Origin of the sequence: Paenibacillus sp. NRS-1760 (assembly GCF_050467785.1) — a bacterium.
GTDB lineage: Bacteria > Bacillota > Bacilli > Paenibacillales > Paenibacillaceae > Pristimantibacillus.
Genome location: NZ_JBITPK010000013.1, coordinates 437,644 through 461,553, shown reverse-complemented (window position 1 = coordinate 461,553; position 23,910 = coordinate 437,644). Strand labels below are relative to the sequence as shown.

Annotated in this window: 28 protein-coding genes; 13 read left to right on the top strand and 15 right to left on the bottom strand. The window is 39.3% G+C overall.

Annotation, left to right across the window (positions count from 1 at the left end; genetic code table 11):
- Positions 1-32 precede the first annotated feature (32 nt).
- Together ACIFSR_RS17675 and ACIFSR_RS17670 are read right to left on the bottom strand one after the other, a co-directional pair.
- Positions 33-905, bottom strand: a complete 873-nt coding sequence (locus tag ACIFSR_RS17675) for an ATP-binding protein (protein ID WP_430058794.1) — start codon at positions 903-905, stop codon at positions 33-35.
- A 644-nt stretch (positions 906-1,549) separates the two neighbouring features.
- A complete protein-coding gene (locus ACIFSR_RS17670) occupies positions 1,550-1,726 on the bottom strand; it encodes a hypothetical protein (protein ID WP_339202743.1) in 177 nt (58 codons plus the stop codon).
- Between the two features lie 316 nt (positions 1,727-2,042).
- Here ACIFSR_RS17670 and ACIFSR_RS17665 point away from each other — a divergent pair, with 316 nt between their 5' ends.
- The 3 genes from ACIFSR_RS17665 to ACIFSR_RS17655 all read left to right on the top strand — a co-directional run bounded on the left by ACIFSR_RS17665 (position 2,043) and on the right by ACIFSR_RS17655 (position 5,342).
- On the top strand, positions 2,043-2,813 hold the full coding sequence (locus tag ACIFSR_RS17665; protein WP_339202744.1) for a DeoR/GlpR family DNA-binding transcription regulator: 771 nt from the start codon (positions 2,043-2,045) through the stop codon (positions 2,811-2,813).
- Entirely contained in the window at positions 2,806-3,963 is a 1,158-nt protein-coding gene (nagA, locus tag ACIFSR_RS17660) for an N-acetylglucosamine-6-phosphate deacetylase (RefSeq protein ID WP_430058791.1), read from the top strand. Before ACIFSR_RS17665 ends, nagA begins: the two co-directional genes overlap by 8 nt.
- Positions 3,964-4,073: 110 nt before the next feature.
- Positions 4,074-5,342 carry an alkaline phosphatase gene (locus tag ACIFSR_RS17655; protein ID WP_339202747.1) on the top strand — a complete coding sequence of 423 codons (1,269 nt, stop codon included), beginning with the start codon at positions 4,074-4,076 and terminating at the stop codon, positions 5,340-5,342.
- 73 nt (positions 5,343-5,415) lie between these two features.
- Here the strand turns inward: ACIFSR_RS17655 and ACIFSR_RS17650 are convergent, their stop codons facing one another.
- Positions 5,416-6,330, bottom strand: a complete 915-nt coding sequence (locus ACIFSR_RS17650; protein ID WP_430058788.1) for an AraC family transcriptional regulator — start codon at positions 6,328-6,330, stop codon at positions 5,416-5,418.
- An 88-nt stretch (positions 6,331-6,418) separates the two neighbouring features.
- Positions 6,419-7,426, bottom strand: coding sequence for a zinc-dependent alcohol dehydrogenase (locus ACIFSR_RS17645; RefSeq protein WP_430058785.1), 1,008 nt, complete (start codon positions 7,424-7,426; stop codon positions 6,419-6,421).
- Positions 7,427-7,844: 418 nt separating this feature from the next.
- Here ACIFSR_RS17645 and ACIFSR_RS17640 point away from each other — a divergent pair, with 418 nt between their 5' ends.
- A complete protein-coding gene (locus ACIFSR_RS17640; RefSeq protein WP_430058782.1) occupies positions 7,845-8,090 on the top strand; it encodes a hypothetical protein in 246 nt (81 codons plus the stop codon).
- 169 nt (positions 8,091-8,259) lie between these two features.
- Here the strand turns inward: ACIFSR_RS17640 and ACIFSR_RS17635 are convergent, their stop codons facing one another.
- The gene (locus ACIFSR_RS17635; RefSeq protein ID WP_339202752.1) at positions 8,260-9,279 is read right to left on the bottom strand and encodes a zinc-dependent alcohol dehydrogenase family protein; all 1,020 of its coding nucleotides are present in this window, start codon (positions 9,277-9,279) and stop codon (positions 8,260-8,262) included.
- Between the two features lie 114 nt (positions 9,280-9,393).
- Here ACIFSR_RS17635 and ACIFSR_RS17630 point away from each other — a divergent pair, with 114 nt between their 5' ends.
- The gene (locus tag ACIFSR_RS17630) at positions 9,394-9,786 is read left to right on the top strand and encodes a winged helix-turn-helix transcriptional regulator (RefSeq protein WP_430058779.1); all 393 of its coding nucleotides are present in this window, start codon (positions 9,394-9,396) and stop codon (positions 9,784-9,786) included.
- Between the two features lie 230 nt (positions 9,787-10,016).
- Here the strand turns inward: ACIFSR_RS17630 and ACIFSR_RS17625 are convergent, their stop codons facing one another.
- From ACIFSR_RS17625 to ACIFSR_RS17615, 3 genes are all read right to left on the bottom strand, one after another.
- Positions 10,017-10,700, bottom strand: coding sequence for a DUF7002 family protein (locus ACIFSR_RS17625; RefSeq protein ID WP_430058777.1), 684 nt, complete (start codon positions 10,698-10,700; stop codon positions 10,017-10,019).
- Positions 10,701-10,862: 162 nt separating this feature from the next.
- Positions 10,863-13,292, bottom strand: coding sequence for a heavy metal translocating P-type ATPase (locus ACIFSR_RS17620; protein ID WP_430058774.1), 2,430 nt, complete (start codon positions 13,290-13,292; stop codon positions 10,863-10,865).
- Between the two features lie 24 nt (positions 13,293-13,316).
- Complete coding sequence (locus tag ACIFSR_RS17615; protein WP_339202758.1) at positions 13,317-13,517, bottom strand: copper ion binding protein; 201 nt, start codon at positions 13,515-13,517, stop codon at positions 13,317-13,319.
- 381 nt (positions 13,518-13,898) lie between these two features.
- Here ACIFSR_RS17615 and ACIFSR_RS17610 point away from each other — a divergent pair, with 381 nt between their 5' ends.
- Both ACIFSR_RS17610 and ACIFSR_RS17605 read left to right on the top strand, forming a co-directional pair.
- Positions 13,899-14,246 (top strand): EamA family transporter, encoded by a 348-nt coding sequence (locus tag ACIFSR_RS17610; protein WP_339202759.1) that lies wholly within the window; start codon positions 13,899-13,901, stop codon positions 14,244-14,246.
- Between the two features lie 77 nt (positions 14,247-14,323).
- Entirely contained in the window at positions 14,324-15,238 is a 915-nt protein-coding gene (locus ACIFSR_RS17605) for a sugar phosphate isomerase/epimerase (protein ID WP_430058770.1), read from the top strand.
- A 49-nt stretch (positions 15,239-15,287) separates the two neighbouring features.
- Here ACIFSR_RS17605 and ACIFSR_RS17600 read toward each other — a convergent pair whose 3' ends face one another.
- Entirely contained in the window at positions 15,288-15,902 is a 615-nt protein-coding gene (locus tag ACIFSR_RS17600; RefSeq protein ID WP_076265770.1) for a TetR/AcrR family transcriptional regulator, read from the bottom strand.
- A gap of 172 nt (positions 15,903-16,074) precedes the next feature.
- On the opposite strand from ACIFSR_RS17600, the gene ACIFSR_RS17595 reads away from it, so the two are divergent.
- Complete coding sequence (locus ACIFSR_RS17595; protein ID WP_430058767.1) at positions 16,075-16,836, top strand: SDR family oxidoreductase; 762 nt, start codon at positions 16,075-16,077, stop codon at positions 16,834-16,836.
- Between the two features lie 106 nt (positions 16,837-16,942).
- Here ACIFSR_RS17595 and ACIFSR_RS17590 read toward each other — a convergent pair whose 3' ends face one another.
- Positions 16,943-17,317, bottom strand: a complete 375-nt coding sequence (locus tag ACIFSR_RS17590; protein WP_430058766.1) for a DoxX family protein — start codon at positions 17,315-17,317, stop codon at positions 16,943-16,945.
- Between the two features lie 249 nt (positions 17,318-17,566).
- Positions 17,567-18,004: an RrF2 family transcriptional regulator gene (locus tag ACIFSR_RS17585; protein WP_430058764.1), complete on the bottom strand. Its 438-nt coding sequence runs from the start codon at positions 18,002-18,004 to the stop codon at positions 17,567-17,569.
- A 259-nt stretch (positions 18,005-18,263) separates the two neighbouring features.
- On the opposite strand from ACIFSR_RS17585, the gene ACIFSR_RS17580 reads away from it, so the two are divergent.
- The 3 genes from ACIFSR_RS17580 (at position 18,264) to ACIFSR_RS17570 (ending at position 19,420) form a co-directional block, all read left to right on the top strand.
- On the top strand, positions 18,264-18,437 hold the full coding sequence (locus ACIFSR_RS17580; protein WP_430058761.1) for a hypothetical protein: 174 nt from the start codon (positions 18,264-18,266) through the stop codon (positions 18,435-18,437).
- Between the two features lie 155 nt (positions 18,438-18,592).
- Entirely contained in the window at positions 18,593-18,880 is a 288-nt protein-coding gene (locus ACIFSR_RS17575) for a DUF6199 family natural product biosynthesis protein (protein ID WP_339202768.1), read from the top strand.
- 111 nt (positions 18,881-18,991) lie between these two features.
- The gene (locus tag ACIFSR_RS17570; RefSeq protein ID WP_430058757.1) at positions 18,992-19,420 is read left to right on the top strand and encodes a VOC family protein; all 429 of its coding nucleotides are present in this window, start codon (positions 18,992-18,994) and stop codon (positions 19,418-19,420) included.
- Positions 19,421-19,505: 85 nt separating this feature from the next.
- Here the strand turns inward: ACIFSR_RS17570 and ACIFSR_RS17565 are convergent, their stop codons facing one another.
- Positions 19,506-20,042, bottom strand: a complete 537-nt coding sequence (locus ACIFSR_RS17565; RefSeq protein ID WP_430058754.1) for a DUF1697 domain-containing protein — start codon at positions 20,040-20,042, stop codon at positions 19,506-19,508.
- A 220-nt stretch (positions 20,043-20,262) separates the two neighbouring features.
- Here ACIFSR_RS17565 and ACIFSR_RS17560 point away from each other — a divergent pair, with 220 nt between their 5' ends.
- Positions 20,263-20,556, top strand: coding sequence for a hypothetical protein (locus ACIFSR_RS17560; RefSeq protein ID WP_076265763.1), 294 nt, complete (start codon positions 20,263-20,265; stop codon positions 20,554-20,556).
- Positions 20,557-20,625: 69 nt separating this feature from the next.
- Here ACIFSR_RS17560 and ACIFSR_RS17555 read toward each other — a convergent pair whose 3' ends face one another.
- From ACIFSR_RS17555 to ACIFSR_RS17545, 3 genes are all read right to left on the bottom strand, one after another.
- On the bottom strand, positions 20,626-21,525 hold the full coding sequence (locus tag ACIFSR_RS17555; RefSeq protein ID WP_430058751.1) for a hypothetical protein: 900 nt from the start codon (positions 21,523-21,525) through the stop codon (positions 20,626-20,628).
- A 128-nt stretch (positions 21,526-21,653) separates the two neighbouring features.
- Complete coding sequence (locus ACIFSR_RS17550; protein WP_430058749.1) at positions 21,654-22,091, bottom strand: hypothetical protein; 438 nt, start codon at positions 22,089-22,091, stop codon at positions 21,654-21,656.
- 140 nt (positions 22,092-22,231) lie between these two features.
- Positions 22,232-22,846, bottom strand: coding sequence for an acyl-CoA thioesterase (locus tag ACIFSR_RS17545; protein WP_430058746.1), 615 nt, complete (start codon positions 22,844-22,846; stop codon positions 22,232-22,234).
- Positions 22,847-23,013: 167 nt separating this feature from the next.
- On the opposite strand from ACIFSR_RS17545, the gene ACIFSR_RS17540 reads away from it, so the two are divergent.
- A complete protein-coding gene (locus ACIFSR_RS17540; protein WP_339202778.1) occupies positions 23,014-23,904 on the top strand; it encodes a LysR family transcriptional regulator in 891 nt (296 codons plus the stop codon).
- Positions 23,905-23,910 lie beyond the last annotated feature (6 nt).

Below are 23,910 nucleotides of genomic sequence, written 5' to 3'. Positions count from 1 at the left end.
ATGGAGAATGGGGCTATTCTTCATTTATAGACTTATTTCAATTGATCTACGGCAGGGAATTTCAGCAATACCTTCGTCCCCATTCCGAGCTCGCTATGAAAAGCAATTTTACCCTTTAATGCTTCGACTATCCGAAAGGTTACCAAAATGCCTAAGCCTGTCCCCGTTTCCTTTGTCGTAAAAAAAACGGTACCTAACTGCTCTAATTCCTCTCTGGATATACCCTTTCCAGTATCAATAATTTCTATACAAATTTCTTCTTTATAATAATAGGCATTGACAGTCACTTCGCCTTTATCTGGGATCGCTTCTACCCCATTTTTAATTAGATTTAATATCACTTGAGTCAGCTTCGGTTTGTCTGCCCTTATATAAAGATCCGTTTGATTACAGTTTAAGTGGATTTGCACATTTTGAATTAACCCATAAGAATTCATAATTTCCAATGTATGTACCAGAAATCCGGAAATCTCGATTACTTCCAGCTGATCTGCTTGCGGCTTAGCAAGATTCAAATAATCAGAAATAATATACTCTGCTCTATCCAATTCAGATAAAGCAATATTCAAGTAATCCTTTTTTTTGTCATCTACAGATTCCTTCAACAACTGTAAAAATCCTTTCACTACCGTCAGAGGATTTCGCACCTCGTGAGCAACAGAAGCAGCAATTTGACTTACGATCTTCAATTTTTCACTACGCTCCAGCTCATTTTTCAAATATGCCGTTTCGATAAAATGCTCTTTCAGTAATATAGAGACACCCATTCCAATAAATGATGCTGCAGCTAAAATCGAAATGATAAAAATACAGTCTGAATGAATCTCGTTTGTGTAGGAGTTAATCTCGAGATAGACAAAAAAAGATAAAATGAACACAATAACGGAATAAATCGATAAGTTCATACAAATCAGCATGCGTCTGGCAGCTTGTTTTTTACGCAACGACTTTAAAAAAAAGAAACACGGCCCCACACTTAGCAACAATGTTGCTGTAGAAAGGAAGACATCATCTCCTCCCATACACAAGCAGTATATGATGGCAGCAGCTAGGGCAATAATGCCAGGTAAAATGTACTCGTAGCTATAAATGATCAGAACAATTAAAGGAATACTTCTTAAATCGCCATGAAAGTTGCCCATCACATAAACAGGATAAGCCATACAAAGGATAGAGGATGCTCCAAACACAAATCCATTTAGAACTTGATAAGAAATTCTATTAATTAATTTATTTCGAGAATAAAAAAATTGTTGGATAAAGATCGGAAAACATATGATAATTAGATGAATTAATAATTGATTTATCATATCTAGATATCAATTCCCTCTCCTTTTTGCTATATTTTCAACATTCTTTTAAACGATCTTGTCACCAGTATAATATCATAAAAAATAGAAAATAATCATGTAATTTTTGGAAGAAACCAGCAAAATAAAAATCCCATGTCATTAGACATGAGCGAGTTTAAGATATTGGGAACCAAAGCTTAAGTTCTCTGCTTATTCGCTTTGTTTTTGCTGCCATAAATACGAACTCAGGCTTTAAATTATGTACGCCTTAGATTGTTCAATTTATTTTGAGGAGTAAGTAAATTTACGTAGGCTTCGTATCCAATAATAGCTACAATCAGTGAACCTATAAAGAAAAGAACAGATCCACCTAACGTAAACAATCTGCCAATAAGCGTTATTCTCGCCTCATCAATCTGTTCCTTAGTGTTCATTTATTTCACTCCTTGTGGACGTATACCCCATTAATTCCCTTTTGATAACATTTAGCGTTTCAATGTTCTCATAAGCCCATTTCCGACGATATCGTGGAATAAAAATGAATCCATGTTGAAATCAGCTCTTGAACGATCGTGAACAAGGTTCCCCCACCGACACTGACCTTCCTTTTTTCAATCCTAACATCCTACAAATTACTTTAACTTACTTATAACTTACTTCTAAATACTTAAATAATACTTTCATTTACTTAAAAAATACGATAAACTTACTTACAAGGAGGTGTTCATCATCTATCAAGAGCAGAGATTATTGAAAATACTCGAATATTTAAAAGAACATCAAACGATGAGTGTCATGGATATTTGTACCCATCTCGGTGTATCAAGGGATACAGCTCGAAGAGATATCGTTAAATTAGTGCAAGAAGGTGTAGTCAATCGAACACATGGTGGAGTAGCCTCTCCTCAATTACAGAAGGAGCTTGCTTCCTATCAGGAACGGCTAATTGATGAGACAGATAGCAAAATCAAAATTGGATTGGTGGCAGCAAAGCTCATTCATGATCATGAGACGGTCATATTAGACGTTTCTACAACTGTTCAGGCTGTGGCCGAACAAATCTCCGCGAAAAATATTACAGCTATTACTCAGTCCATAGACATCGTAAGAATTCTCTCTGATCGAGATGATTTGCAAGTTTATGTACTCGGAGGTTATTTACACGTAAAGAACCGCTTGCTGTATGGTCCCTCCGTAATTGAAAAGCTTCGTGAAATGAGAGCTGATAAAGTGTTTATTGGCGCCGCTGCGATTCAATCAGATGGGCTCTACTACCCGTTTGAAGAAGATGCTCATATCAAAAAAGAGATGGCACGCAGATCAGACCAGGTTATCGCTGTAGCTGATTTTACGAAGTTTAAAAACAAGTCGGTTTATCGTTTAGATTTTGACTATATTGATATTTTAATTACCGATCAAGAAGTGCCTAGTGAAATAGAAGAAATACTTGATCAGAAAAATATAACAGTTATTTGCTCTGAGATGAACAACAAACTCGAGGAGGAAAATAAAGATGAATAATAAAATAGTGCATAACGTTCAAATCGTTCAGCCTGATGCTATTTTGCCAGCTAGTACCGTCTGGATTAGAAATGGAATTATCGAAAAAATAGAAAATAATCATACTCCCCTTTCGCCTCTTCCAGAGGAGGAATATGAGCTTATAGATGGGAACGGGCAATGGTTAATCCCCGGCATGATCGATGTGCATATACATGGAGCTAACGGGTTCGATATGATGGATGGAAGCGAAGCGAGTATTCAAGAGGTTTCTCGGGCTTGTGCTGCAACCGGCTGCACCTCGTTTCTTGCTACATCAGTAAGCTCAACAATGGATGAATTATTAGCTATGGTTCGTAGTGTTAAACGAGTAGTTGGATTTGAGGTCGGCGCCAAAATTGCTGGACTTCATTTAGAGGGACCTTATCTGAATCCGAAGCGTAAAGGGATGCAAAATGAAAAGTATTTACGTCATCCGCATCTTGGTGAGATGAAGCAAATTTTCGAAGAAGCAGATGGATTTATTAAAATGGTAACGATTGCCCCAGAATTACCCGGTGGAATGGAACTTCTCTCTTATTTGAAAGAAATGGAAGTTATCATTGCTGTCGCACATTCTGATGCAACGTATGAGGAAGCTAAGTTAGCATTTGATGCTGGAGCTAGCCATGTTACACATTGCTTTAATGGCATGCGGCCGATTCATCATCGAGATCCTGGGCTCGTCGCTGCTGCTTTTGAAGCAGATCATGTGAGTATTCAAGCCATAGTTGATGGAGTCCACCTCCATCCTGCTATAGTTCGTTTGATGCATCGCATTAAAGGACCCGAAAACATGGTACTGATCACAGATGCATTACAAGCCATGGGTTTAGGAGATGGCAGCTATCTCTTTGGCGGCCATCAAGTAACAGTAACCAATGGCGTTGCGCAGCTTGCGGATGGAACATTAGCCTCTAGTGTAGTTACAATGAATGAAGCACTCCGCTTCACGACCGAAACCGGTATTTCCATGCTCGACGCTATTCAAATGGCCTCAACGACTCCTGCTCGAATATTAGGTATGGATCATATGACAGGTACAATCAAAACAGGATTAGATGCCGATCTTGTTTTGATAAATGAACATTTCCAAGTAGAATGGACCATGATTAAAGGTAATGTTATTTGAATGTGCGGTGGTTGAGAAATCATCTTTTACAATAACAAGAAATGAAGAAAACACTCTCTTAATGTAATTACACTACTATAAAATAGTAAACTTACTTTAGGAGGGAATTTATGAAACTTGTTAAAAAGAACGGAATTAAGGCCGCGATTGTAGGTACAGCAGCTACTGCCCTTCTGATTACGAGCATGATCAGTACACAATCGCCTAATCAAGTTGAAGCAGCTACTACAAAAACGAAAAATGTCATTTTGTTTATTGGCGATGGGATGGGAACGGCTCAACGTGATGCTATCCGCCTTGCTACCGTCGGCTTAAAAGGCAACCTCGCTATGGATTCGATGCCTTACGTAGGTTTGCTGCACACGAGCTCTACTGTTCCTGTAACCGATTCAGCTGCATCAGCTACGGCATATGCCAGCGGTGTGAAAACGTACAATGGTGCAATTGGAATGGATGCCAATAAAGTAAAAATAAAAACGATCATGGAATACGCCAAGGAATCTGGAAAATCAACTGGAATTGTAACAACAAGTCAAGTAACAGACGCTACGGGAGCTGCTTTCGGCGCACATGTTGATGAACGTTCTAAACAAAGTGAGATCGCTTTGCAGCTATTGACACAAAGCAAAGTTGACGTCATTCTCGGTGGAGGCGAAGATTTCTGGTATCCAGCTGGAGAGCCTGGTAAATTCCCAGATGAGCCGATCGAAGATCCTTCTGAAAAAAGCAAAGGAACACAAGGTAATCTCGTAAATAAAGCAAAACAATTAGGGTACAATTATGTTACAAGCAAAACAGAAATGCAAAAAGTGAAAAAAGGCAAGCTGCTTGGTCTATTCGCTAATGAAGAAATGTTCCAACAAAAGCCTGAAGGCGAAGGCGATATTTATAACCCAGTTGTGTCTCTAGCAGAGATGACTAAAAAAGCGATAGATACGCTCGCTACAAATAATAAAGGCTTTTTCCTAATGGTTGAGGAAGAAGGAACGGATGAGTTTGCTCACCAAAACAATGCCAAAATGACGATCAAAGCCGGTCAAGAATTGGATAAATCCGTTCAAGTCGCCAAAGATTTTGCCAAGAAAAACCCGAATACACTTGTCCTCGTATTAGCCGATCATGAAACTGGCGGTTTCTCCATCGAAGAAGTGAATGCCGATGATGAGTCCGGCGATGGAATTTCCAAAGAAGATGGTCCTTTCGCCGTTGCTAACAGCAAATTTAATTTTGTTGTGGATTGGACAACATCAGGCCATACTGCCGTAGATATTCCGATTACAGCTATGGGTCCAAATGCTGAGCTGTTTACTGGAATCTACGAAAATACAGATGTATTTCATAAACTCATGCAAGCTTTAGGACTTAAAATTAAAAAATAACAACGAATTGGCTCATCATAACAATGGAATACAACACAAATCAGAAATGCCGCCAGATCACTGGCGGCATTTCTCACAATTGAATGACTTTAGTTTGAGCACCCGCAAAGCCACTGGGCGTTATGCCTACAGCGGCTTTAAATGAACGACTAAATAAATATATGCTGGAGTAACCAACATTTTCAGAAATTTCTGTCACGGTATACTTCCCTTCCATGATCAGTAATTTTGCATGCTCAATTCTAATATGCGTTACATATTTATGAATGGATATCCCAAGCTGCTGCTTAAACAAATGAGACAAATGATTCGTAGACACCCCGACATATTTACTTATAGAAACATTATTTAAATCATGATCTTGATAGCTGTCATGGATGTAATGGATTGCTCTTTCAATGAATGCCCAGCCTTTAGTCAATTTCCCTTCATTGCGATCCGTTTGGTTTTTTAAAAATAAATATAACAGCTCCAAGCAGATTGATTTAGTTAATAAAAAATATCCAACTCTTTTCTCCTGAAAATGTTTGTGAAGCTGCAAAAACTTCTTTTTCAGCTCTATTCTGTCTGCCAACTGTATGTGTGAAATGGGAATAATGGATGTTAACTGCATTTCCTTATCCACAATGTTAGTATTATGAATTTTGGAAGCTGTTGTGAAATCCAATAAACTTCTTTCCTCATCATAATATAGATCAAAATGAATAATATATTGAATTAATGGTTGATCAGAGATCGATCGAATAATGTGAGGCATAAAAGGATGCATCAACAGCACATCGCCTTCTTGAGCAACATATTTAACACCGCTCAAGAAAAACTCAGCTTCACCTTGTTCGATATAGGTAAACACATGATCGTGATCCATCCATTCACCGGCTAAGGATGAAGTCGTCATCATTCTCACCGCCCTTACGAAAGGCGATATGCTGTTCATCCAAGTCTCATCCATTACCTTCACCCCTACTATCGGAACGCTTCTATCCATCCTCCTCCCATTATAAATGAAGCATATTAAAATTACTCATAATTAAAACTGTTTATCCGCTAGAATAGAACATTCAGCCGTTATCCGCTTAAGACCAGTCAAACAATACACCATTATACTGATCTTTATTGACTCTTAATCCCTCGTACGCTTCTTGTGCTTGCTCCGGCTTAATCACATGACTAATTAATGGTTCGATCTGAAGCCTATTTTGTTTCATAAGCTCAAATACAATCTTTGAATTTCTAACTAAAGAGTGTTTAACAAATTCATTAGGTTCAACCGGATAACGCCACTCATGCGCGCCCTTAAACGTAATACAGCCTCGGCCATAAAGATGACAATAGTTTAAAATATCAGTAACATCTGTGTTGTACTCTCCGCGAGGACTACCCAAGAAAATAATTTCACCAAGCTTAGCAATCCACTTCAGACTGTCAACTCCGACAGCAGGTACGCCAGTTGCCTCAATATGTGTGGATACACCAGCACCCTTGGTTAACATTGATATCCGTTGCTTTGTATCTTCTACTCCACCATCAATCGTGTAATCCACGCTGCAAGCCTCGGCAGTCCGAATTCTTTCTTTTGATAAATCGACCCCAATAACCGTAGCTCCCTGAAGCCTAGCAAGCTGAGCAGCCAAATTACCGACTAATCCAAGCCCAGTCACACTTACAAAGTCACCAATTTCAATTTCAGATACACGTATCGATGTGAAGGCAACCGTAGCCATACGGGTAAATGGCACCCATTTTAAATCCAGATTTTCAGGAACTTGAATACATAGCTCATTCGTGTTAACAACTTGATATTTGCTATGCTGTCCATAATGAAACACGATATCTCCTGGATTCAAATCTTTAACGCCCTCACCTGTCTCCATTACTTTGCTTACGCTTGCATATCCCGGACATAGCGGAAGCTTAGCCCATTCTTCTTTACCCGTTAACATTGCTAGTTCAGTTCCTGGGCTAATGAGGGAATATATCAATTGCACAAATATTTCTTTTTCATTCAATTTTTTTAGAGTGTAATTCTCTTTAACCGTCTCAACTTGTAAGGGGCTCACGAACATTACTTTTGGATTTTCCATCGAAATCACTCCTCTGTAAATGCTTTCACTATTAATATATGACTTTGTGATGTCGATGTCTTTGCTCGCTTAAACGATTTTTTATCTAAAACACCGAAAATAATATGAGCTGCTATGGTTGTTTTCTATAAGGCTATTATCATACCAGTACAACCATCCAATCACTTCGCTCTATCAATACATAATTTATAGTGTAGTCAAAACACAGGGGGTGAATGTTTGATGGGAAATATCGGTTTTATTCTAGTTCTGTTCATTTTGTTGGTTATTATCGCTACTCACTGCCGTGACCGCGCTTAGAACAAAAACTGTCTAGATAACAAACCCTGTTCTGTCATATGAATAAAACCATAACAGCACCTGCCACAATGTATGCTCATTTAACCTATAACATCTCATAGTAAAAAGGAGAAAGTCCATGCCATGGGCTTTCTCTTTTCTTACAACAGCTTATTGGGCAAATATCCTTACAGAACAAACGTCCAATCATACCGTACCATACGCACATAAACTACAGTGTACTTTAAACATTGGAGGTGAATGTTTGATGGGTGGATTTGTTGGTGGTGCTAATCACAATGTTGGTATTATCCTGGTTCTGTTCATTTTGTTGGTGATTATAGCTTGTAGTTGCGGCATCTTTGGCGGCGGCTGTGGCTACTAATCAGAATGCTTAATGCCTTCCATCTATTCAGACAGTGAATATTTTCTTAAATAGCATGAACACAAAAAGCCCATTGTATGGGCTTTTTGTGTTTTTCTCCTCATCGAATGTGGAAATATTGGATATGAGATTGTAGAAAAAGAATCATGTTTACTTAAAAATAATGGCATTAATGTTTAAATGAAATAACAACTTTCCCAAAGTATGACCCCTTCGTCAAGTACTGAAGCGCATCTACTGCATGTTCAAATGGATACACTGAATCAACTATGGGATGTAGCTCGCTATGTTCAATAGCAAAATTCATCGCTTCAAACATGACCCGGCTGCCTACGTTGATCGCTTGAAGACGCGCTTTTCTAACAATTGCAGGGATAATGTCAAATCCTTCTACACGAAACCCCGATAGACCGCCGATCATGCTGATATGTCCACCTACACGGAGTGCTGAGATCGATCTATTTAACGTAGCTGATCCGCCGAGATCAACGATATGGTCTGCTCCACGTCCCTCCGTCAGTGCAAGTACAGCCTTATCCCATTCGGGTGTTTGTTTATAGTTAATGCCAAAATCCGCCCCAATTTCCTTCGCTCTATTAAGCTTCTCGTCACTGCTTGATGTTACAATAACAGTTGCTCCATACAGTTTTGCGAATTGAAGTGCGAACAAGGAGACGCCACCTGTCCCCTGTACGACAACGGTATCACCCGCTTTAATCTTGCCTTCCTCAATGAGAGCATGCCATGCTGTCACGCCTGCACAAGGCAGGGTTGCCGCTTCTATATCCGTCAATCGATCAGGTACATGAACTAACCCTTCTTCTGGCAGCACAACAAATTCCGCGAGCAGTCCATTCAACGGACTGCCTAGTGTACTTACCCAGTTTTGTTGTGTCGGCTCACCAGTAATCCAGCTTTGAGTGAAAATTCCACTTACTCTATCTCCAATTTTGAATTTGTTTGAGTTTTCTCCCAGGGACACAACTTCACCTACACCATCAGATACTGGAATTAATGGCGTATTTAAATTGGGGTTATAAAACCCATTGATAACGCCCAAATCTCTAGCGTTTAAAGAAACCGCATGCATTTTGATAACAACTTCATTTGAACGGGGCACTGGTATTGGGCGGTCGGATGCCTTCAATCGATCAATTCCAAATTCACCGTTAATTTCGTATACTTTCATAATATTCTCTCCTTTATGGATAATATAGACATACAATAATATACAAACTAAAATAAAGTAAGAAGGCACTTTAAGGTTTCCAATGAACCAAAAAGTGCATAAGGAGGGCCATAAATGAAAACATCATCCTCACATAAAACCGTTCAACCCGACATTTCAATATCTGAATGCTCTTACAGCAAAGTACTTGAAATCATTGCAAACAAATGGTCAGCATTGGTCATTTATGCATTGGAAGACGGTATTATTCGATACGGAGAAATTAGCAGACGGATTGATGGAATTTCAAAAAAAATGCTAACGCAAACCTTGCGGCAATTGGAACGTGACGGTTTGGTTCAGCGAGATATGACTCCGGCTGTTCCACCAATCGTTGAGTATTCGCTCACCAAGTTGGGCGAGTCTTTGCTCGAGCCACTGTGTGCCTTGAAGCAGTGGACAAGAACAAATTATTCTCTTGTTGAATTGGCTAGATCATCATTTGATCAAGCTAACGAAAAGGAATAATACAATACAAAAAAACACCAACTGAGCGTTAGTGTTCATGTATTTGCAAGACCATCGAATTACAAATTACAAATATCGTCACACACGGAAACACGGCAGCAATGAATGGAGTTATAAAACTTGAGAACGACAAAAGTTATGCTTTTTGTACTATGTATGTGTTTAGCAGCGCCTCCAAACAAGCAAAAATAAAAGAAATGACCTCATATGTAATTGAAGTATCATAAACTCTAAGAGAAACTTTCCAACGGCTTCACAAGTTTTCTCCAGTTCTCAGGTAATCCATTATCATGATCAGCATAAATGACTTGTATATATTGATTAAGATTAATAACTTGGTCTTTGAACAGCAACTCATGTATTTCAGAAGCTTTCACAGGAACAGTGTTATTCCGTTTTTTCTGGAATTCATCTAATGAAAGAAACATCTCTAAACTTTTCTTATACTTGCAGCTCTTTGGAAATCTTGGTGAACTCCCCGAATCGTATTTGGACAATTTAACGGCCGAATAATGATCCATCAATATTGGAAATGCTTCGAACTGTAAAATAACAAATGCTTCATCCGGTTCTCTTCCTTTGTATGTATCCAACATTTTGCGACAATCCTTTAATGTGGGCCAAAAGAACACATGTTGATCGAGATAAGCCCGAAATTGTTCATGTGTACAATTCGCATCCATCATACTCTCAACAATCCTTAGATGCGCATTAATGACAACCGTATGTTTGAAATATTTAACTTCTTTGACCTCTGATCGCCGCTCGCCGATATGGAATGGATAAAGATGTTTGCTCGACCAAAGTGCATTATGTTGTACGATCGCAGACAAGTTCCTTTCTCGTGTAAAATGGTAAAGGCTTTTCCTGCCTTTTGATTTTGTTATCGCTGAAACGATCACTTTCTTATCCACTATGCCCCCTCCTTCTGCCCATATGATTTCACGAATCCGATTGAATCATTCCCATCATTAGAGTAAAAACATAGATACAAAAAAAAGGTTGCCGATGGCGACCTTTTTTAAGAACCAATTTTATAATAAAGATCCATTGATTAATATCGAATTTTTAGCTAGTTATACTTTCATCCGCTGCAAACGAAGTGCATTTAGCACAACGGATACGGAGCTAAGTGCCATAGCCGCACCAGCGACCCATGGGGCTAACAATCCGATTGCTGCAATAGGAATACCCAACGAGTTGTAAGCCAGCGCCCAAAATAGATTTTGTCTAATATTGCCCATCGTTTTACGACTCATAAAGATGGCATCTGGGATGCTATTCAGATCACCGCGCATTAGTGTAATATCAGCAGCCTCCATCGCAACATCTGTACCTGTACCAATAGCCATTCCAATGTCCGCCATTGCTAAGGCCGGTGCATCATTTATCCCATCACCAACCATCGCTACTTTTTTGCCTTCTGCTTGTAATTTCTTCACTTCCTCAGCTTTACCTTCTGGAAGTACTTCTGCCAGCACATGATCAATGCCAACTTGCCGCGCGATAGCTTGGGCAGTACGTTCATTGTCACCAGTAATCATAACGACTTGAATCCCCATTTGCTTCAAACGAGAAACGGCTTCTTTCGAAGTCTCCTTAATGGTGTCAGCAACGGCTACCATACCTGCATATTGGCCATCAATCGCGAACAGCATCGTTGTTTTTCCTGCTTGCTCTAGGATAGACATTTGTTCAAAAGCATGCTCCGCTTGAATGCTATATTTCCCCATCAGCTTCCGAGTACCGGCTAATATCTCTTTGCCATCCACAATTGCCCGAATGCCATACCCAGGAATCGCTTCAAATTCATCAGCGTTTGGAAGCTCAATGTCTTTAGCCAATATGCCGGATACAATTGCTTCCGCAAGCGGATGCTCTGAGTTTTTCTCAGCAGCGCCGACGAGACGCAAGAAAGCATATTCATCCATCGTCTCCACAAATACATCCGTTAATTCGGGTTTGCCTTTGGTCACCGTTCCTGTTTTATCCAAAATAATTGCATCAATTTTATGCGTTGATTCGAGATGCTCGCCGCCTTTAAAGAGAACTCCGAGCTCTGCAGCACGACCAGAACCTGCCATAATCGACGTAGGTGTTGCAAGACCGAGAGCACACGGACAAGCGATGACAAGTATCGCGATCGCAATCTCTAATGCATTAGCGAAATCGCCAGGACTTATCCAGAAGTACCATACAACAAAAGCTGCAAGTGCGATTCCAACAACAATCGGTACAAAGATACCTGAGATAACATCAGCAACACGCTGAATTGGTGCTTTTGAACCCTGCGCTTCTTCTACAACTTTAATAATTTGTGCTAAAGCCGTTTCTTTGCCGACCTTTGTTGCTTTCACTTTCAACCGACCATTTTTGTTAATCGTCGCTCCGATTACATGGTCGCCAATTTTTTTATCCACTGGAATGCTTTCACCAGTCAGCATGGACTCATCCACCGCTGATGTACCTTCGATGACTTCACCATCCACCGGAACCTTCTCACCCGGTTTTACCAGCACAACGTCTCCAGTAAGCACTTCCTCGACAGGAATCGTTAGCTCTTGACCATCACGAACGACTAACGCCGTCTTGGCTTGTAATCCCATTAGTGTCTTGATTGCTTCAGAAGTACGCCCTTTCGCCAAACCTTCAAATAATTTACCGAGAATAACGAGTGTAATTAAAACTGCGCTTGTTTCATAATACATGGATGGACTGTGGTGCATATTTCCAGACATCGTTGCCCAATCTATTGTCAGATATAGGCTATAAAAGTAAGCAGCTGACGTACCTAGAGCTACCAGAACATCCATATTGGCACTTTTGTTGCGAAGTGCTTTGTAGGCTCCAACATAAAAATGTTTTCCGACATAAAATTGAACCGGAGTTGCAAGGGCAAGCTGAAACCAAGGATTCATAAAAATTTCAGGCATCCAAATCCATGATGTAAATGAAAAATGAGTCACCATGGACCAAAGCAGCGGCAGCGACAAGATGGCAGATATGAGAAGCTTGCGCTTTTGTTGTTTAATTTCTTTTTGACGATGCTCTGCCGGATCGCCAACCTCTTGTTTTGGCACTGCTTTGTACCCGAGTTTCTCGACTCGTTTTTGCATATCTGACAAAGTTACATCTGAAGGATTGAATTCTACATGAGCAGTTTCTATTGCGAAATTAACGGTAGCATTCGTGATACCAGGCAGTTTATTTAAAGCTTTCTCGATTTTAAGTGCACAAGCTGCGCAAGTCATCCCAACTAGCTGCAAATCAACGCTTTCCTTAGCCGTGCTGTACCCAAGCTTCTGTATGCTTTGTTCCATATTTGCAATGTTTGTTTTGCTTGGATCATAAATTACGGTAGCACGTTCCATTGCAAAATTTACATTCGCTTCCGAAACACCTTCAAGCTTATTTAATCCTTTCTCAATCCTATTCGCGCAAGCTGCACAAGTCATTCCAATAATTTGCAGGGAAGTTTGCTTCGTATCTGAGCTAGTCGCTTCCATGATGATCACCTCTTTTTTTCTCGATTAATGAACTTCATATCCTTGTTCTTCTATGGTTTCCTTGATCGTTTCAAGTGTTAGCTTACTTTCGTCGAACTCAACTTGAACCGATTCACTCGCCAGATCCACTTTTCCTTGTGCACCTATCGTGTTTAATGCTCCTTCAATGGAATTAACACAGTGATTGCAAGACATTCCTTCAACATGTAATGTTACATTTTTCATTGTTCATATCTCCTTTATGTGAATCATTTATTTTTATCTTCGTATTGAAAATACAATGTTTAAGAAGTTTACTGCTCTTTCTCATAAACACACTATACCCCCCTACCGTATATTGTGTCAATCATTTTATCTATTTTCTTTCTATATTGTGTCATTGACCATTTGCTTACTCCATCTGAAACAGAGAAATTTGCACAAAATGCATATAGTTTATCCCTTTCGATTTCAGCTCGATTTTTCAAGTATTCTGTCAGATTAATTCTTTGTCATGGATAAAAAAGTTGGCTTCAGGAAACATTAATCGACGATAGCGATCAAAGATTTTTTACATGCAATTCATAAAGAAACAAACGAATTTAAAAACAATAGTTGGAGGTTCTTATGACTTACCTGTATAGCTTTGGGCTTTTATTTGGAGGATTGTTTGTAGTTAATTATATTTTTTCTTATCAAGGGAAACATATTGAACCCCAATTTTGGTCAACTTTAAAGTTTCAATTGCTAATGTTACCCTTCTTTTTAATGGCTAATTTATCTATTGGTTATGGTGTAAAGTATGGTCTCAAATCTTCCGGGAATCTTAGCTTTACTTTAGTAGCCGCTAAGTGTTTGGAAATATTAATTTCGTTAATTATGGGGTACTTGTTTCTAAAAGAATTCCCCAATTGGAAAAACTGGGTTGGCTTAGTGATTATCGTTATTGGGTTGTTCCTCGTTAAACAAAAGTAGCCACTTCCATAAAAAAGAAAAATTTATGACTTCCATAACAGGAAAATGGGGTTTTCTGTCGAATTGTAATGACGTCTATGGAAGAGGAGGAGATTTTCATCAAACAATTTATGATCGGGCAATACGGAGGATTTGATGACCGTAAATATGAAAAGGATTTTAGAGATAGTTTTTATGGGATTGAAGCATGTTTGTTCCATACCCATGAAGATTATTTAAAGCTTGTTGAAGAAGCAAAAAAAAGAGGGTTTCATATCGGAGTGCATTTTCCTATGCGAGCTAATGCGTCAAAACTAAGAGATGCATTAGTTTTATCATTAGATGATAAGATTAGAACTGATGCATTCAACAATATTGAAGAAGAGCTGAATTATTTAGCAACAGCCCCACTTGATTATATTTTGTTCCATTATCCTAAACCAGTCCTATTGGATGACAACGTCAACTGGGATACATGGAAATTTACGAATAGCACGGAATACATTTTAGAAAGCAATTATTGTTTTGAGCAATTTGTTGAAAAAAGCGAATACCTTTTCAACTGGCTTACGGAAAAAAGCGAGCAATATCATTTCACCCCATTACTGGAGTTTGATGCACTAAATAAGTATATCTATGATACGGATTTCTTAGAAAATTTGCTTTTAAAGTACCCGAAAATTAAGCTGTGCCTGGATACGGCAAGACTATTTCATCAAGAGAGTATAGATCCTTCGCTAGATGCAAGAAAAATATTTAGAAAGTATACGAAATATACTGCTTCGATTCATTTGTCAAACATGCAAATTACCGATACCATTCAAAATAGACATCATCCGGCACTCCCCGAACTCAGTCCCCATGAGGGATGGGCACCGATAGAAGATTATTTGAACATTATTAGAGAAGAAAATAATAAAGTAAGGATCATGTTCGAGCACAGGTCTGATCGTATTAGCGAACAACAATTAGAAAGCTGTTACTTATGGGTAGATAGCATTCTAAATAAATAAGATTCACCTATTAGCTGCCATACTAATTAGAGGCAGCTTTTTAATTGCCTTAAGGAATGACATATGTACGCAAATTGAAAACCTGACTAGAAGCCATCGTTATTTTCAGCATCTGCCGTGAAATTTCTTCCTCGGTTTGCCGCATCCCATTTTGCAGCCAGTATTTATATATTCCTATAGCCCCTCCAACAATCCAGTTCACAAGCAGGTCCGACTCAATCTCCGGATTCTGCTGCCCCATCCGGCGTACTAATTGAAGCAAAGATTCAAACATTTGATCATGAAGTCGATCCGAGAAGTTAAGAACGCCATTTCCAAGCAGCATGATGCTATAGAAATCGGAATGTTTTTTTATATGACCAACGGATAGCCTGATCGTCTTCATATATTCAATGGACGGTCGCTTTGACGCTGGGAATTCTGTAACGCCTTCAATAATATCGGCGTATTCAGTTAGCACGTCTTCAATAAGCTCCATAAGGAGCTCATCTTTCGTTGAGAAATGATCATAGTAGGTTACGCGGTTTACACCCGCTATTTCTGTTACTTCTTTAATTTTTATTTGGTTATAGCTTTTGACAGCCATCAGTGATAACAGCGCTTCTTTGAGAAATGTGCGGGTGCGGACACCACGTACATCTAAGGTATTGTACACTTTTGTCATTTGCTCAGCCCCTCGTTCATTCACATGCTTGTTGAACTAATTTATACCTTAAACGACATTTTGACTCGAAATGTCATAGTAATAATCACTTAACTTGTTATCCTAAGTATATACGACAGGACGTCGTCAAATAAAGAAAGAACCAATCTGCCTAGTCGAGAGGATGATTCAAATGAAATTACAAGGAAAAACAGCCGTAATAACAGGCGCAGCGTCAGGTATGGGCAAGGAAATGGCTTTATTATTCGCACAAGAAGGTGCTCAAGTAGTTGTAGCTGATATTAATGAAGCGGCAGTAACTTCTGTTGTTGAGGAAATTAATTCATCTGGTGGACAAGCCAAAGGCGTAGTTACAAACGTTACAAAGGAAGAAGACGTTGCCCGAATGATTGACACTGCTGTAAATGATTTCGGCAAACTTGATATATTAGTAAACAATGCAGGTATTATGGATCAAATGCTACCCGCAGAATCCGTTACCGATGAAATGTGGAACAGAGTAATGGACATTAACGTAACTGGTCCTATGAGAGCTATTCGCAAAGCTATTCCCCTCATGACGAAGCAAGGCCATGGCGTCATTATTAACACAGCCTCTGTCGGCGGTCTATTTGGTTCACGCGCAGGCATTGCTTACACAGCTTCCAAGCATGCTGTTGTTGGCATTACCAAAAATGTAGGGTTCCAATATGGCAAGCTCGGCATTCGATGTAATGCAATCGCGCCTGGCGCTGTTGCTACAAACATTGGTGCAGGTATGACACATGCTGATCCGTTTGGTATCGAACAAGCTATGGCTGGTATGTCCTTACAACGCGGAGAAGCGGCAGATCCGAAACAAATTGCGAGCGTTGCTTTATTTCTAGCTTCAGATGATTCTAGCTTTATTAACGGCACTGTAGTTACCGCAGATGGCGGTTGGTCAGCATACTAAAACATTAATGAACAGCAAAGGAGCCATCACTTGTGATGGCTCCTTATTTTGTTATTAACAATGGATATGAAGATTACGAAATTATGTTTACTCTATCTAGTACAGCTTAGTTAAACCCAGGAAAATCAGATAAATTGGATAGTCGGATAAAAAATAGTACAAATGATAAAACACCTACGAGGATGATCGGGAAAGTTTGTTTGAAAGAATCTTTTACACGTACATGAGTTAATGTACCTCCGATAGCTGTAACGCCAAGCAATAACGCACCAGCTGATGCCCAGCTGTGCTCCCAGTATCCAATAATTAAAGCAATGGCAGCGATTAATTCAACAACACCCGTTACAACTCGGAACCATTGCGGCAAGCCCCATTGTTTAAAGCCGTCAACATGCATCTTCGAACCCGATACTTTACCGAATCCCGCCATCAAAAACATCAAACCTAATAGTCCCTGCAATACCAACGCTAATATTTCCATTGTAGACTCTCCTTTTTTCTCGGTTAATGCAACCTATGAAGGCACATTATAAATCAGACTATTCTTTTCAAATATTTAATGCTTACTGTTGTTATTTCCGATTTAGGTCATACCCCCATAATCTTCAAAGTTAACTGTGCTTGTAATAAGCACATATAGTACAAAAATAAAAGTGCAGTGTTAACTGCAACTCATTTAAGCACATTATAATTCGTTTCAAAACGTTTGACTAGTACTTTGTTGAAAAAATTAAACGACAAAAAAATCTACACGCTCCATCACATCATTAATAGTATACTGACGAAGGTAATCAATCGTTTTTTTCTCAGCTTCAAACAGAATTTTTTCCAGCTCTACGTCCAGTTTATGGCCTGTTTCTCCACAATTGCCATCACCTTCTGGTTCAGCTGAACATGTATTTACTGCCGCGTAAATGTCGCCTAATGTAATTTCATTCGCCGTTTTTCTTAAAATATATCCGCCTTCTCTACCGCCCTTTGACTCCACAATGCCGGCTGCCGCTAATGCTTGCATAACTCTTCTCATAAAAGTTGCATGCGAATTCACCTGATTTGCAATCATCGCACTTGATAAGATGCTGCCGCTCTGCGCTAACCAGACAATGGAATGAACCGCTATTTTAAATCTAGGAGGTCCGATATTAACTCCACGATTTGCAGTACTCATATCAATCACTCCTTCAGCCACTTATGTGGCTTAAACATCATATTATGAATTGTATTTCTATTAAGCACATTATAAAGTAATGCATTTTCATGTTCAAGTTTGTCACCCCCAAGACAGTCATACTTCTTTTTCGCTTCTGTCTAACTTATAACTAGGCTTATGACATGATTCATTTAGCTAGGTAACAAACACCCAATCAACAAATACCCATCCAGCATAAATTACACAGTACACAGAACGTAAGGAGGTGCATTGAAAAATGTCTGGTCACGTTGGTGGAGCTTTCTCGAGCTTAGGGATCATCTTAGTCCTCTTTATTCTCTTGGTGATTATAGCTTGCAGTTGCGGATTTGGCGGAGTTGGCGGATACGGTGGATATGGTGGAGTTGGCGGAGTTGGCGGAGTTGGCGCTGGTCATGGTAAAGGATACTAAGAAGAAGGTCTAACCCGTATCGTTGCGAGTATATAGACGTTTATATTATCCACAAGGACCATTTCGTGGGCCTTGTGGTCTTCCTTTTTCCATTACATAAATCAATATTAATAAGGAATTTATTCCATTTTATTCGTCTGCTGTAGCCATTTATCATGTACAATAAAAGAAATACCGATCAACTATTTTCAACTTTCTTAATTGCTTCATTTAATCGCGAATACACAAATAAGGGGCTGATCCTTGTGGTATTGTTTGCTATCCTCTTTGTCATCATTGCATTCCTTAATATTTTCTTTCCTAAGTTCGGTTGGTACATGAGATACGGCTGGATGGTTAAAGGAAATTCTGAACCTAGCGATGCTTACATACTAATGAGCCGGATAAGCAGTATCATCATTCTTATTGTTTTTCTATTTGTCATCCTGCCTAATCTTTTCTAAAATAACATCTTAAATTTTCATAAAAAATTTGATTCCAGACCATCTAATGATACAATTGGAATGAAAATATTGGAGCAATAATGAGCCAATAATCATGAAGGAGTGAATAAAATGGCAGTTGATGTTTATTTGAATTTCAATGGGAATTGTCGTGAAGCGGTCGAATATTATGCGCAAGTGTTTGGGGCTGAAATTACAAATTTCACTACTTTCAGCGATATTCCACCAAACCCAGAATATCCCCTTCCTGAGGAAGCAAAAAACTTAGTCATGCACGCTCGCTTAAACATTTTAGGCAGCAATGTTATGTTTTCTGATGTATTCCCTGGAATGCCCTTTATTGAAGGAAACAATATAAGCCTTTCGATCGTCAGTAAAGATAAAGATGAAGTAACATCACTATTTCATAAGCTGAAGGAAAACGGTACGGTCCTAATGGAACTCCAAGAAACGTTCTGGAGCAAATGCTACGGCCAAGTAAAGGACAAGCTTGGCATCTTGTGGCAACTGAACGTTGAAGATGAGGCAGCTAACGGCTAACAAACATTAAGGTTAAAAAGGATCGGGGTCTCTTCTTTTTATAAGAATAGTGCCCGATCCTTTTTTTTTCGCTCAAACACTGTACTTATTTTAAAGCTTTTGCCATTGCATCAAGCTTCATAATTGTTTTCCAGTTTCGAGCTGTAGCTGGCAGTAAATTTTGAAATTTTTTGGGCAGCTTGGAATCAAGAATACTGTTTCGATAAAGCACATAAATTTCTTTGCCGCTTATGTAATATTCATCATTGCCTAGGTCTACATCAGGCAAATTATTAATTTGTTCTTGTGTAGGCGCCTCTTTTAATAAAGTGAGATGTATGCTCTGACCTTCGGTTAGCTCAGCTGCATTGAATGGTGATTTATCAATAATGCTTACAAGTTCATCCGACGTCCTCAGTATTACAGCGATATTAAATCCAAACACTTCACTAATCTGCTTCTCAATTGTCTCTTCAAGTTTGTTTGCATTCTCGTTTGATTCGAAAATGACATTCCCGCTGTTAATATACGTCTGCACACGTGCAAAGCCAAGCTCCTCAAACATTCGTTTAAGCTCAGCCATTTTTATCATGTTATTGCCGCCTACATTAATTCCTCGTAAAAGCGCAAAATAAATGCTCATTTATAAACATCCTTTCTTTCAACTGCTGATGTTATTTGACATTTATAGTATAACTGATTTCTCCATATATCAAGTACGCCATTATTCGTCAAACAATCCTATAAATCGTTCCTACCGTTTGACATACTTTTCTGATAAAATCGTATATTCTTGTCTTGTTCTTATGCGAGCATACACGCTAATATGACAATTATTTTTATAAAGAAAGAGGAGATGAACCATGTTGATCAAAAAGAAAAATGATATTGCATTTATTTTAGAAAACTTCAAGCAACTAGCCCAGTGGGATGCAACCGGTCAAAAATTTTATTTTGTATTCGCAGATCGCAAACGTGGAGGACAATGGACTCTAATGAATAACAGTGAGGATCGATTCAGCGTACATGGATTAGGTGAAGATTACATGGATGAGCAGGAGTATTTCTTTGATGAGTCAAGCCAAATTCACTCATTCTTATGGGAAAATCGTGCTGCTTTTAATGCCGCCTTAAAACCTGCCACGATGTGCAGCTAGACGTAGATTAACATAAATAACACAAAACACACCTTTTTAAGCGTGTGTTTTGTGTATTGATTCTATAGATTATTTCTTAAAGCTCAGCCGCTGCTGAAGCAGCGCAGCAAGCTCCCATGCATCATCCCATATCATTGGCCTAATGGACTCCGGCTGAACGCACAGCTCGTCCTCCTGTGTGCTATTCATTGTCCACACGACCTCAACATTTGCGCCAAGCGCATACCCAGCTGCAAAATAAACCTCTGGTGAATGGCTTGTAATATCCGCAATGATAAGCTTGCTTTCAGCTAGCTTCGTTATGGAATGATTTTCATTGCCGCCTGTATCTGATTGTTGAAACATAAACGGCAAATAACCAAACTGCTCTAATTTCGGAAATACATGCTCAAACCATTCCGCTCGCAATGGCTGATTGTCTGGAAGCAGCACACCGCAGGTTTTCAACTTCCTTCCCCCTGCTCTTGCTGCCGCTTCGTTCCATCCCTTTTCCGTAAGCTTGAAAGTAATCCCTTCTCTAACAATCAATTGAGCTTCCCTTAGTTTCTCCACAATGTACACGAGCTCTTGTAGGTTTGGTGAATAAGTTAAATTAAAATTTTGCGAAAGCGGCTGAATGACGATCGGTTGTCCAGGATCATCGGAATGACGATATAAATATTGAAGAAGCCGTGCTTCTTTATCTTCAATTGTAAGCGGAATATGTGGTGCTTTCTCAATCGTTTCCAAGTCATCAATTGTAAGAGTAATCTTTTCACCACAATCTAATTGTTCTCTAATGTACCCCGATATAATGGGAAAACGTTTATTTTTTATAGGATAGGACAATGAGTTAATAGCAAGGTAACTATCTCTTAATAAACTGTAATAACTTCCCGGTGCGCAGTTGCAGCCCAAATAGCGCTCATACTCACCTTTTTGTTCGATGGGTACGATCTCAGAACAGAACAAGCAGCGTTTCTTTTCCATGATCATATAACCTCCCTGTTTACATATCTTTCGCATATCTTATATGAATTCAGGGTCATAACGTCATTAATATTTATTAATATAGCTGGTAATATTTTCTGATCTTCCATTTCACTGCTTTGCCTATTCTAATCTTCATGCCTATTTGCGCACTTATTCTGCTTGCATGCAGCGCATCGTTCAGTACGATCCTCCGAGTAATTAGCTTGTTCACGATTTCGAATCATGCGGTATAATGCCTCAGTTTCCCCATTCCAACAATCAATTTCACGATAAATGTCCACAAGTGGTGGCGGGGATTCTTTTTCATATGACCACTCACTAAATATTTCGGTTTCTCGTCTGTCTATTCGATATTTATGATCACCTTGTGATAAAGAATACGAGTTGCCGCTATTTTTCACAATAATATGAAGAATTAACGCAGAAATAAGCATAACCATTCCGGATTTCACATTATCCGTCAAGCATAGCACCAGAATGGAGAACAAAATTGCGGGAAAAATAAAAAGAAGCGAAAAAAGATGAACGATCAGCTTCAATAATAAAGTCCCTGCATTATGCATCGCATGCTCCTTTGAACGAATTTTTGCTCGTTATAGGATATGCGGTAACAGGTTATCCTTATTTTCAAAACAATTTACCACCTTGAATAAGAAAAACTGCTGTAATCAATTACAGCAGCTTAGTGAAACCAATTATACGTTTACCAGTCCGAACCCCAAGCCGATTCGTAACCTTTATTAATGGAATGCTGTGGGACTGATTTGGACTGCACTTCTTTAAAAGCATAATCTGTTCCCATGTAGTTGGCAAAATGCTTACTCTCTTGTCTTCGTATACGTCTTGCCTCTTTCCTATCTGGTGCAGTAGAGAACAATAGCCGCTCTTCATCTGATTCGGCTAATACGCCAGGGACTACTGTTGGTTTATCGTCATCGCCTAATGCAACAAACGTCAGGAATGAGGTAGCGCACACCTTGCGACCGCCTGTAAGCAAATCCTCCGTCACTACTCGGACAAACACCTCCATAGACGTTTTATGTGACCAAGTAACGAAAGCCGATAAGCTTACTGCATCGCCTTTTCTTACTGGATGAAGAAAATCGACGGAGTCCGTAGAAGCCGTAACGACGGGACGACGAGCATGCTTCGTTGCGGCTATCGTAGCCACATCATCTATATATGCCATAAGCTTTCCACCAAAAATCGTTCCGTGATGATTGGTATCTGGCGGAAGAACAATCGATTCCTTAATGGTTAGTGATGCTGATGTTGGTCTTGATGATAAAGGGACAGCTAATTTTTCTAATACGTTCATGGTAACACCTTTTTTCTTCATAAAATTTTTCGATAACGCTAAGTTTACACCCATCTTATATATAGGTAAAATACATATATCGCATAGTTTTCATTCCTTTTCACTATAGGTGCTCATAAAGCAGATTATCGATTGATTCCTGCTCTAAAGCTGAAGGAGCAATATAAATGGATCTTAAACATTTAAATTATTTTGTCGCGGTTGCTGAAGCGGGCAGCTTCACACAAGCCGCACGCAAGCTTCATGTAACCCAGCCCTCATTATCAAAAATGGTACGGTTACTTGAAGAGGATCTTGGTGCACAGCTAATAGATCGCTCTTCCAAGCAGATCGAATTGACGGATGCCGGCATATCGATTCTCCGTTCAGCGAAACAGATTATACAATCCTTTGAGGATATGTCGAGTGAACTTGAGGAAGTAGTAAAATTGAAAAAAGGAACGCTGCGCTTAGGCATTCCTCCCATGGTAGGCGGATATTTTTTACCGCTCATTATTGAGAAATTTTTGTCTCATTATCCTCAAATTCGATTGCATGTTATTGAACAGGGCGGGAAAAGCTTGGAGCAAGATATTCTTCATGGTGAACTGGATTTCAGTATGGTCATTCTTCCCGTTAAGGACGTGGAACGGTATCATGTCCTTCCCTGCATCAACGAGAATTTGCGCCTTGTTGTTCATGCAGAACACAAGCTTGCTGGTCAGAGCATGATTGAGATGAAGCAGCTAGAATCAGAGCCATTTATTATGTTTCGCAAAGATTTTACGATTCATCATTTAATTAAAGAACATTGTGAAGCAGCAGGCTTCGAGCCCAAAATCGTGTTTGAGAGCTCGCAATGGGATTTTATGACGGAAATGATTGCAGCTAAATACGGTGTAACGCTATTGCCTGAGGGCATATGCCGACAGCTGGACAAAAAACGTTTTGCTTCGGTTTCCGTTGTTCAGCCTGTAATCCCATGGCAATTGTCGATGATATGGCGCAAAGACAAGTACTTATCCTTCGCTTCGCGCGAATGGATTCGTTTTATAGAAGCAGAGCTTCAGAAGAAATAAGAAAAA

Bases quoted from the DNA above. Each gene is read 5' to 3' on its own strand.
- ACIFSR_RS17640 (WP_430058782.1), top strand. From the start codon at position 7,845: ATGCCATGGGCTTTCTCTTTTCTTACAACAGCTTATTGGGCAAATATC.
- ACIFSR_RS17580 (WP_430058761.1), top strand. From the start codon at position 18,264: ATGTCTGGTCACGTTGGTGGAGCTTTCTCGAGCTTAGGGATCATCTTA.
- nagA (WP_430058791.1), top strand. From the start codon at position 2,806: ATGAATAATAAAATAGTGCATAACGTTCAAATCGTTCAGCCTGATGCT.
- ACIFSR_RS17610 (WP_339202759.1), top strand. From the start codon at position 13,899: ATGACTTACCTGTATAGCTTTGGGCTTTTATTTGGAGGATTGTTTGTA.
- ACIFSR_RS17605 (WP_430058770.1), top strand. From the start codon at position 14,324: ATGGAAGAGGAGGAGATTTTCATCAAACAATTTATGATCGGGCAATAC.
- ACIFSR_RS17620 (WP_430058774.1), bottom strand. From the start codon at position 13,292: ATGGAAGCGACTAGCTCAGATACGAAGCAAACTTCCCTGCAAATTATT.
- ACIFSR_RS17670 (WP_339202743.1), bottom strand. From the start codon at position 1,726: ATGAACACTAAGGAACAGATTGATGAGGCGAGAATAACGCTTATTGGC.
- ACIFSR_RS17635 (WP_339202752.1), bottom strand. From the start codon at position 9,279: ATGAAAGTATACGAAATTAACGGTGAATTTGGAATTGATCGATTGAAG.
- ACIFSR_RS17630 (WP_430058779.1), top strand. From the start codon at position 9,394: ATGAAAACATCATCCTCACATAAAACCGTTCAACCCGACATTTCAATA.
- ACIFSR_RS17595 (WP_430058767.1), top strand. From the start codon at position 16,075: ATGAAATTACAAGGAAAAACAGCCGTAATAACAGGCGCAGCGTCAGGT.
- ACIFSR_RS17560 (WP_076265763.1), top strand. From the start codon at position 20,263: ATGTTGATCAAAAAGAAAAATGATATTGCATTTATTTTAGAAAACTTC.
- ACIFSR_RS17650 (WP_430058788.1), bottom strand. From the start codon at position 6,330: ATGGATAGAAGCGTTCCGATAGTAGGGGTGAAGGTAATGGATGAGACT.
- ACIFSR_RS17585 (WP_430058764.1), bottom strand. From the start codon at position 18,004: ATGAGTACTGCAAATCGTGGAGTTAATATCGGACCTCCTAGATTTAAA.
- ACIFSR_RS17655 (WP_339202747.1), top strand. From the start codon at position 4,074: ATGAAACTTGTTAAAAAGAACGGAATTAAGGCCGCGATTGTAGGTACA.
- ACIFSR_RS17545 (WP_430058746.1), bottom strand. From the start codon at position 22,846: ATGAACGTATTAGAAAAATTAGCTGTCCCTTTATCATCAAGACCAACA.
- ACIFSR_RS17615 (WP_339202758.1), bottom strand. From the start codon at position 13,517: ATGAAAAATGTAACATTACATGTTGAAGGAATGTCTTGCAATCACTGT.
- ACIFSR_RS17590 (WP_430058766.1), bottom strand. From the start codon at position 17,317: ATGGAAATATTAGCGTTGGTATTGCAGGGACTATTAGGTTTGATGTTT.
- ACIFSR_RS17645 (WP_430058785.1), bottom strand. From the start codon at position 7,426: ATGGAAAATCCAAAAGTAATGTTCGTGAGCCCCTTACAAGTTGAGACG.
- ACIFSR_RS17555 (WP_430058751.1), bottom strand. From the start codon at position 21,525: ATGGAAAAGAAACGCTGCTTGTTCTGTTCTGAGATCGTACCCATCGAA.
- ACIFSR_RS17550 (WP_430058749.1), bottom strand. From the start codon at position 22,091: ATGCATAATGCAGGGACTTTATTATTGAAGCTGATCGTTCATCTTTTT.
- ACIFSR_RS17575 (WP_339202768.1), top strand. From the start codon at position 18,593: ATGTACAATAAAAGAAATACCGATCAACTATTTTCAACTTTCTTAATT.
- ACIFSR_RS17675 (WP_430058794.1), bottom strand. From the start codon at position 905: ATGAACTTATCGATTTATTCCGTTATTGTGTTCATTTTATCTTTTTTT.
- ACIFSR_RS17600 (WP_076265770.1), bottom strand. From the start codon at position 15,902: ATGACAAAAGTGTACAATACCTTAGATGTACGTGGTGTCCGCACCCGC.
- ACIFSR_RS17570 (WP_430058757.1), top strand. From the start codon at position 18,992: ATGGCAGTTGATGTTTATTTGAATTTCAATGGGAATTGTCGTGAAGCG.
- ACIFSR_RS17540 (WP_339202778.1), top strand. From the start codon at position 23,014: ATGGATCTTAAACATTTAAATTATTTTGTCGCGGTTGCTGAAGCGGGC.
- ACIFSR_RS17565 (WP_430058754.1), bottom strand. From the start codon at position 20,042: ATGAGCATTTATTTTGCGCTTTTACGAGGAATTAATGTAGGCGGCAAT.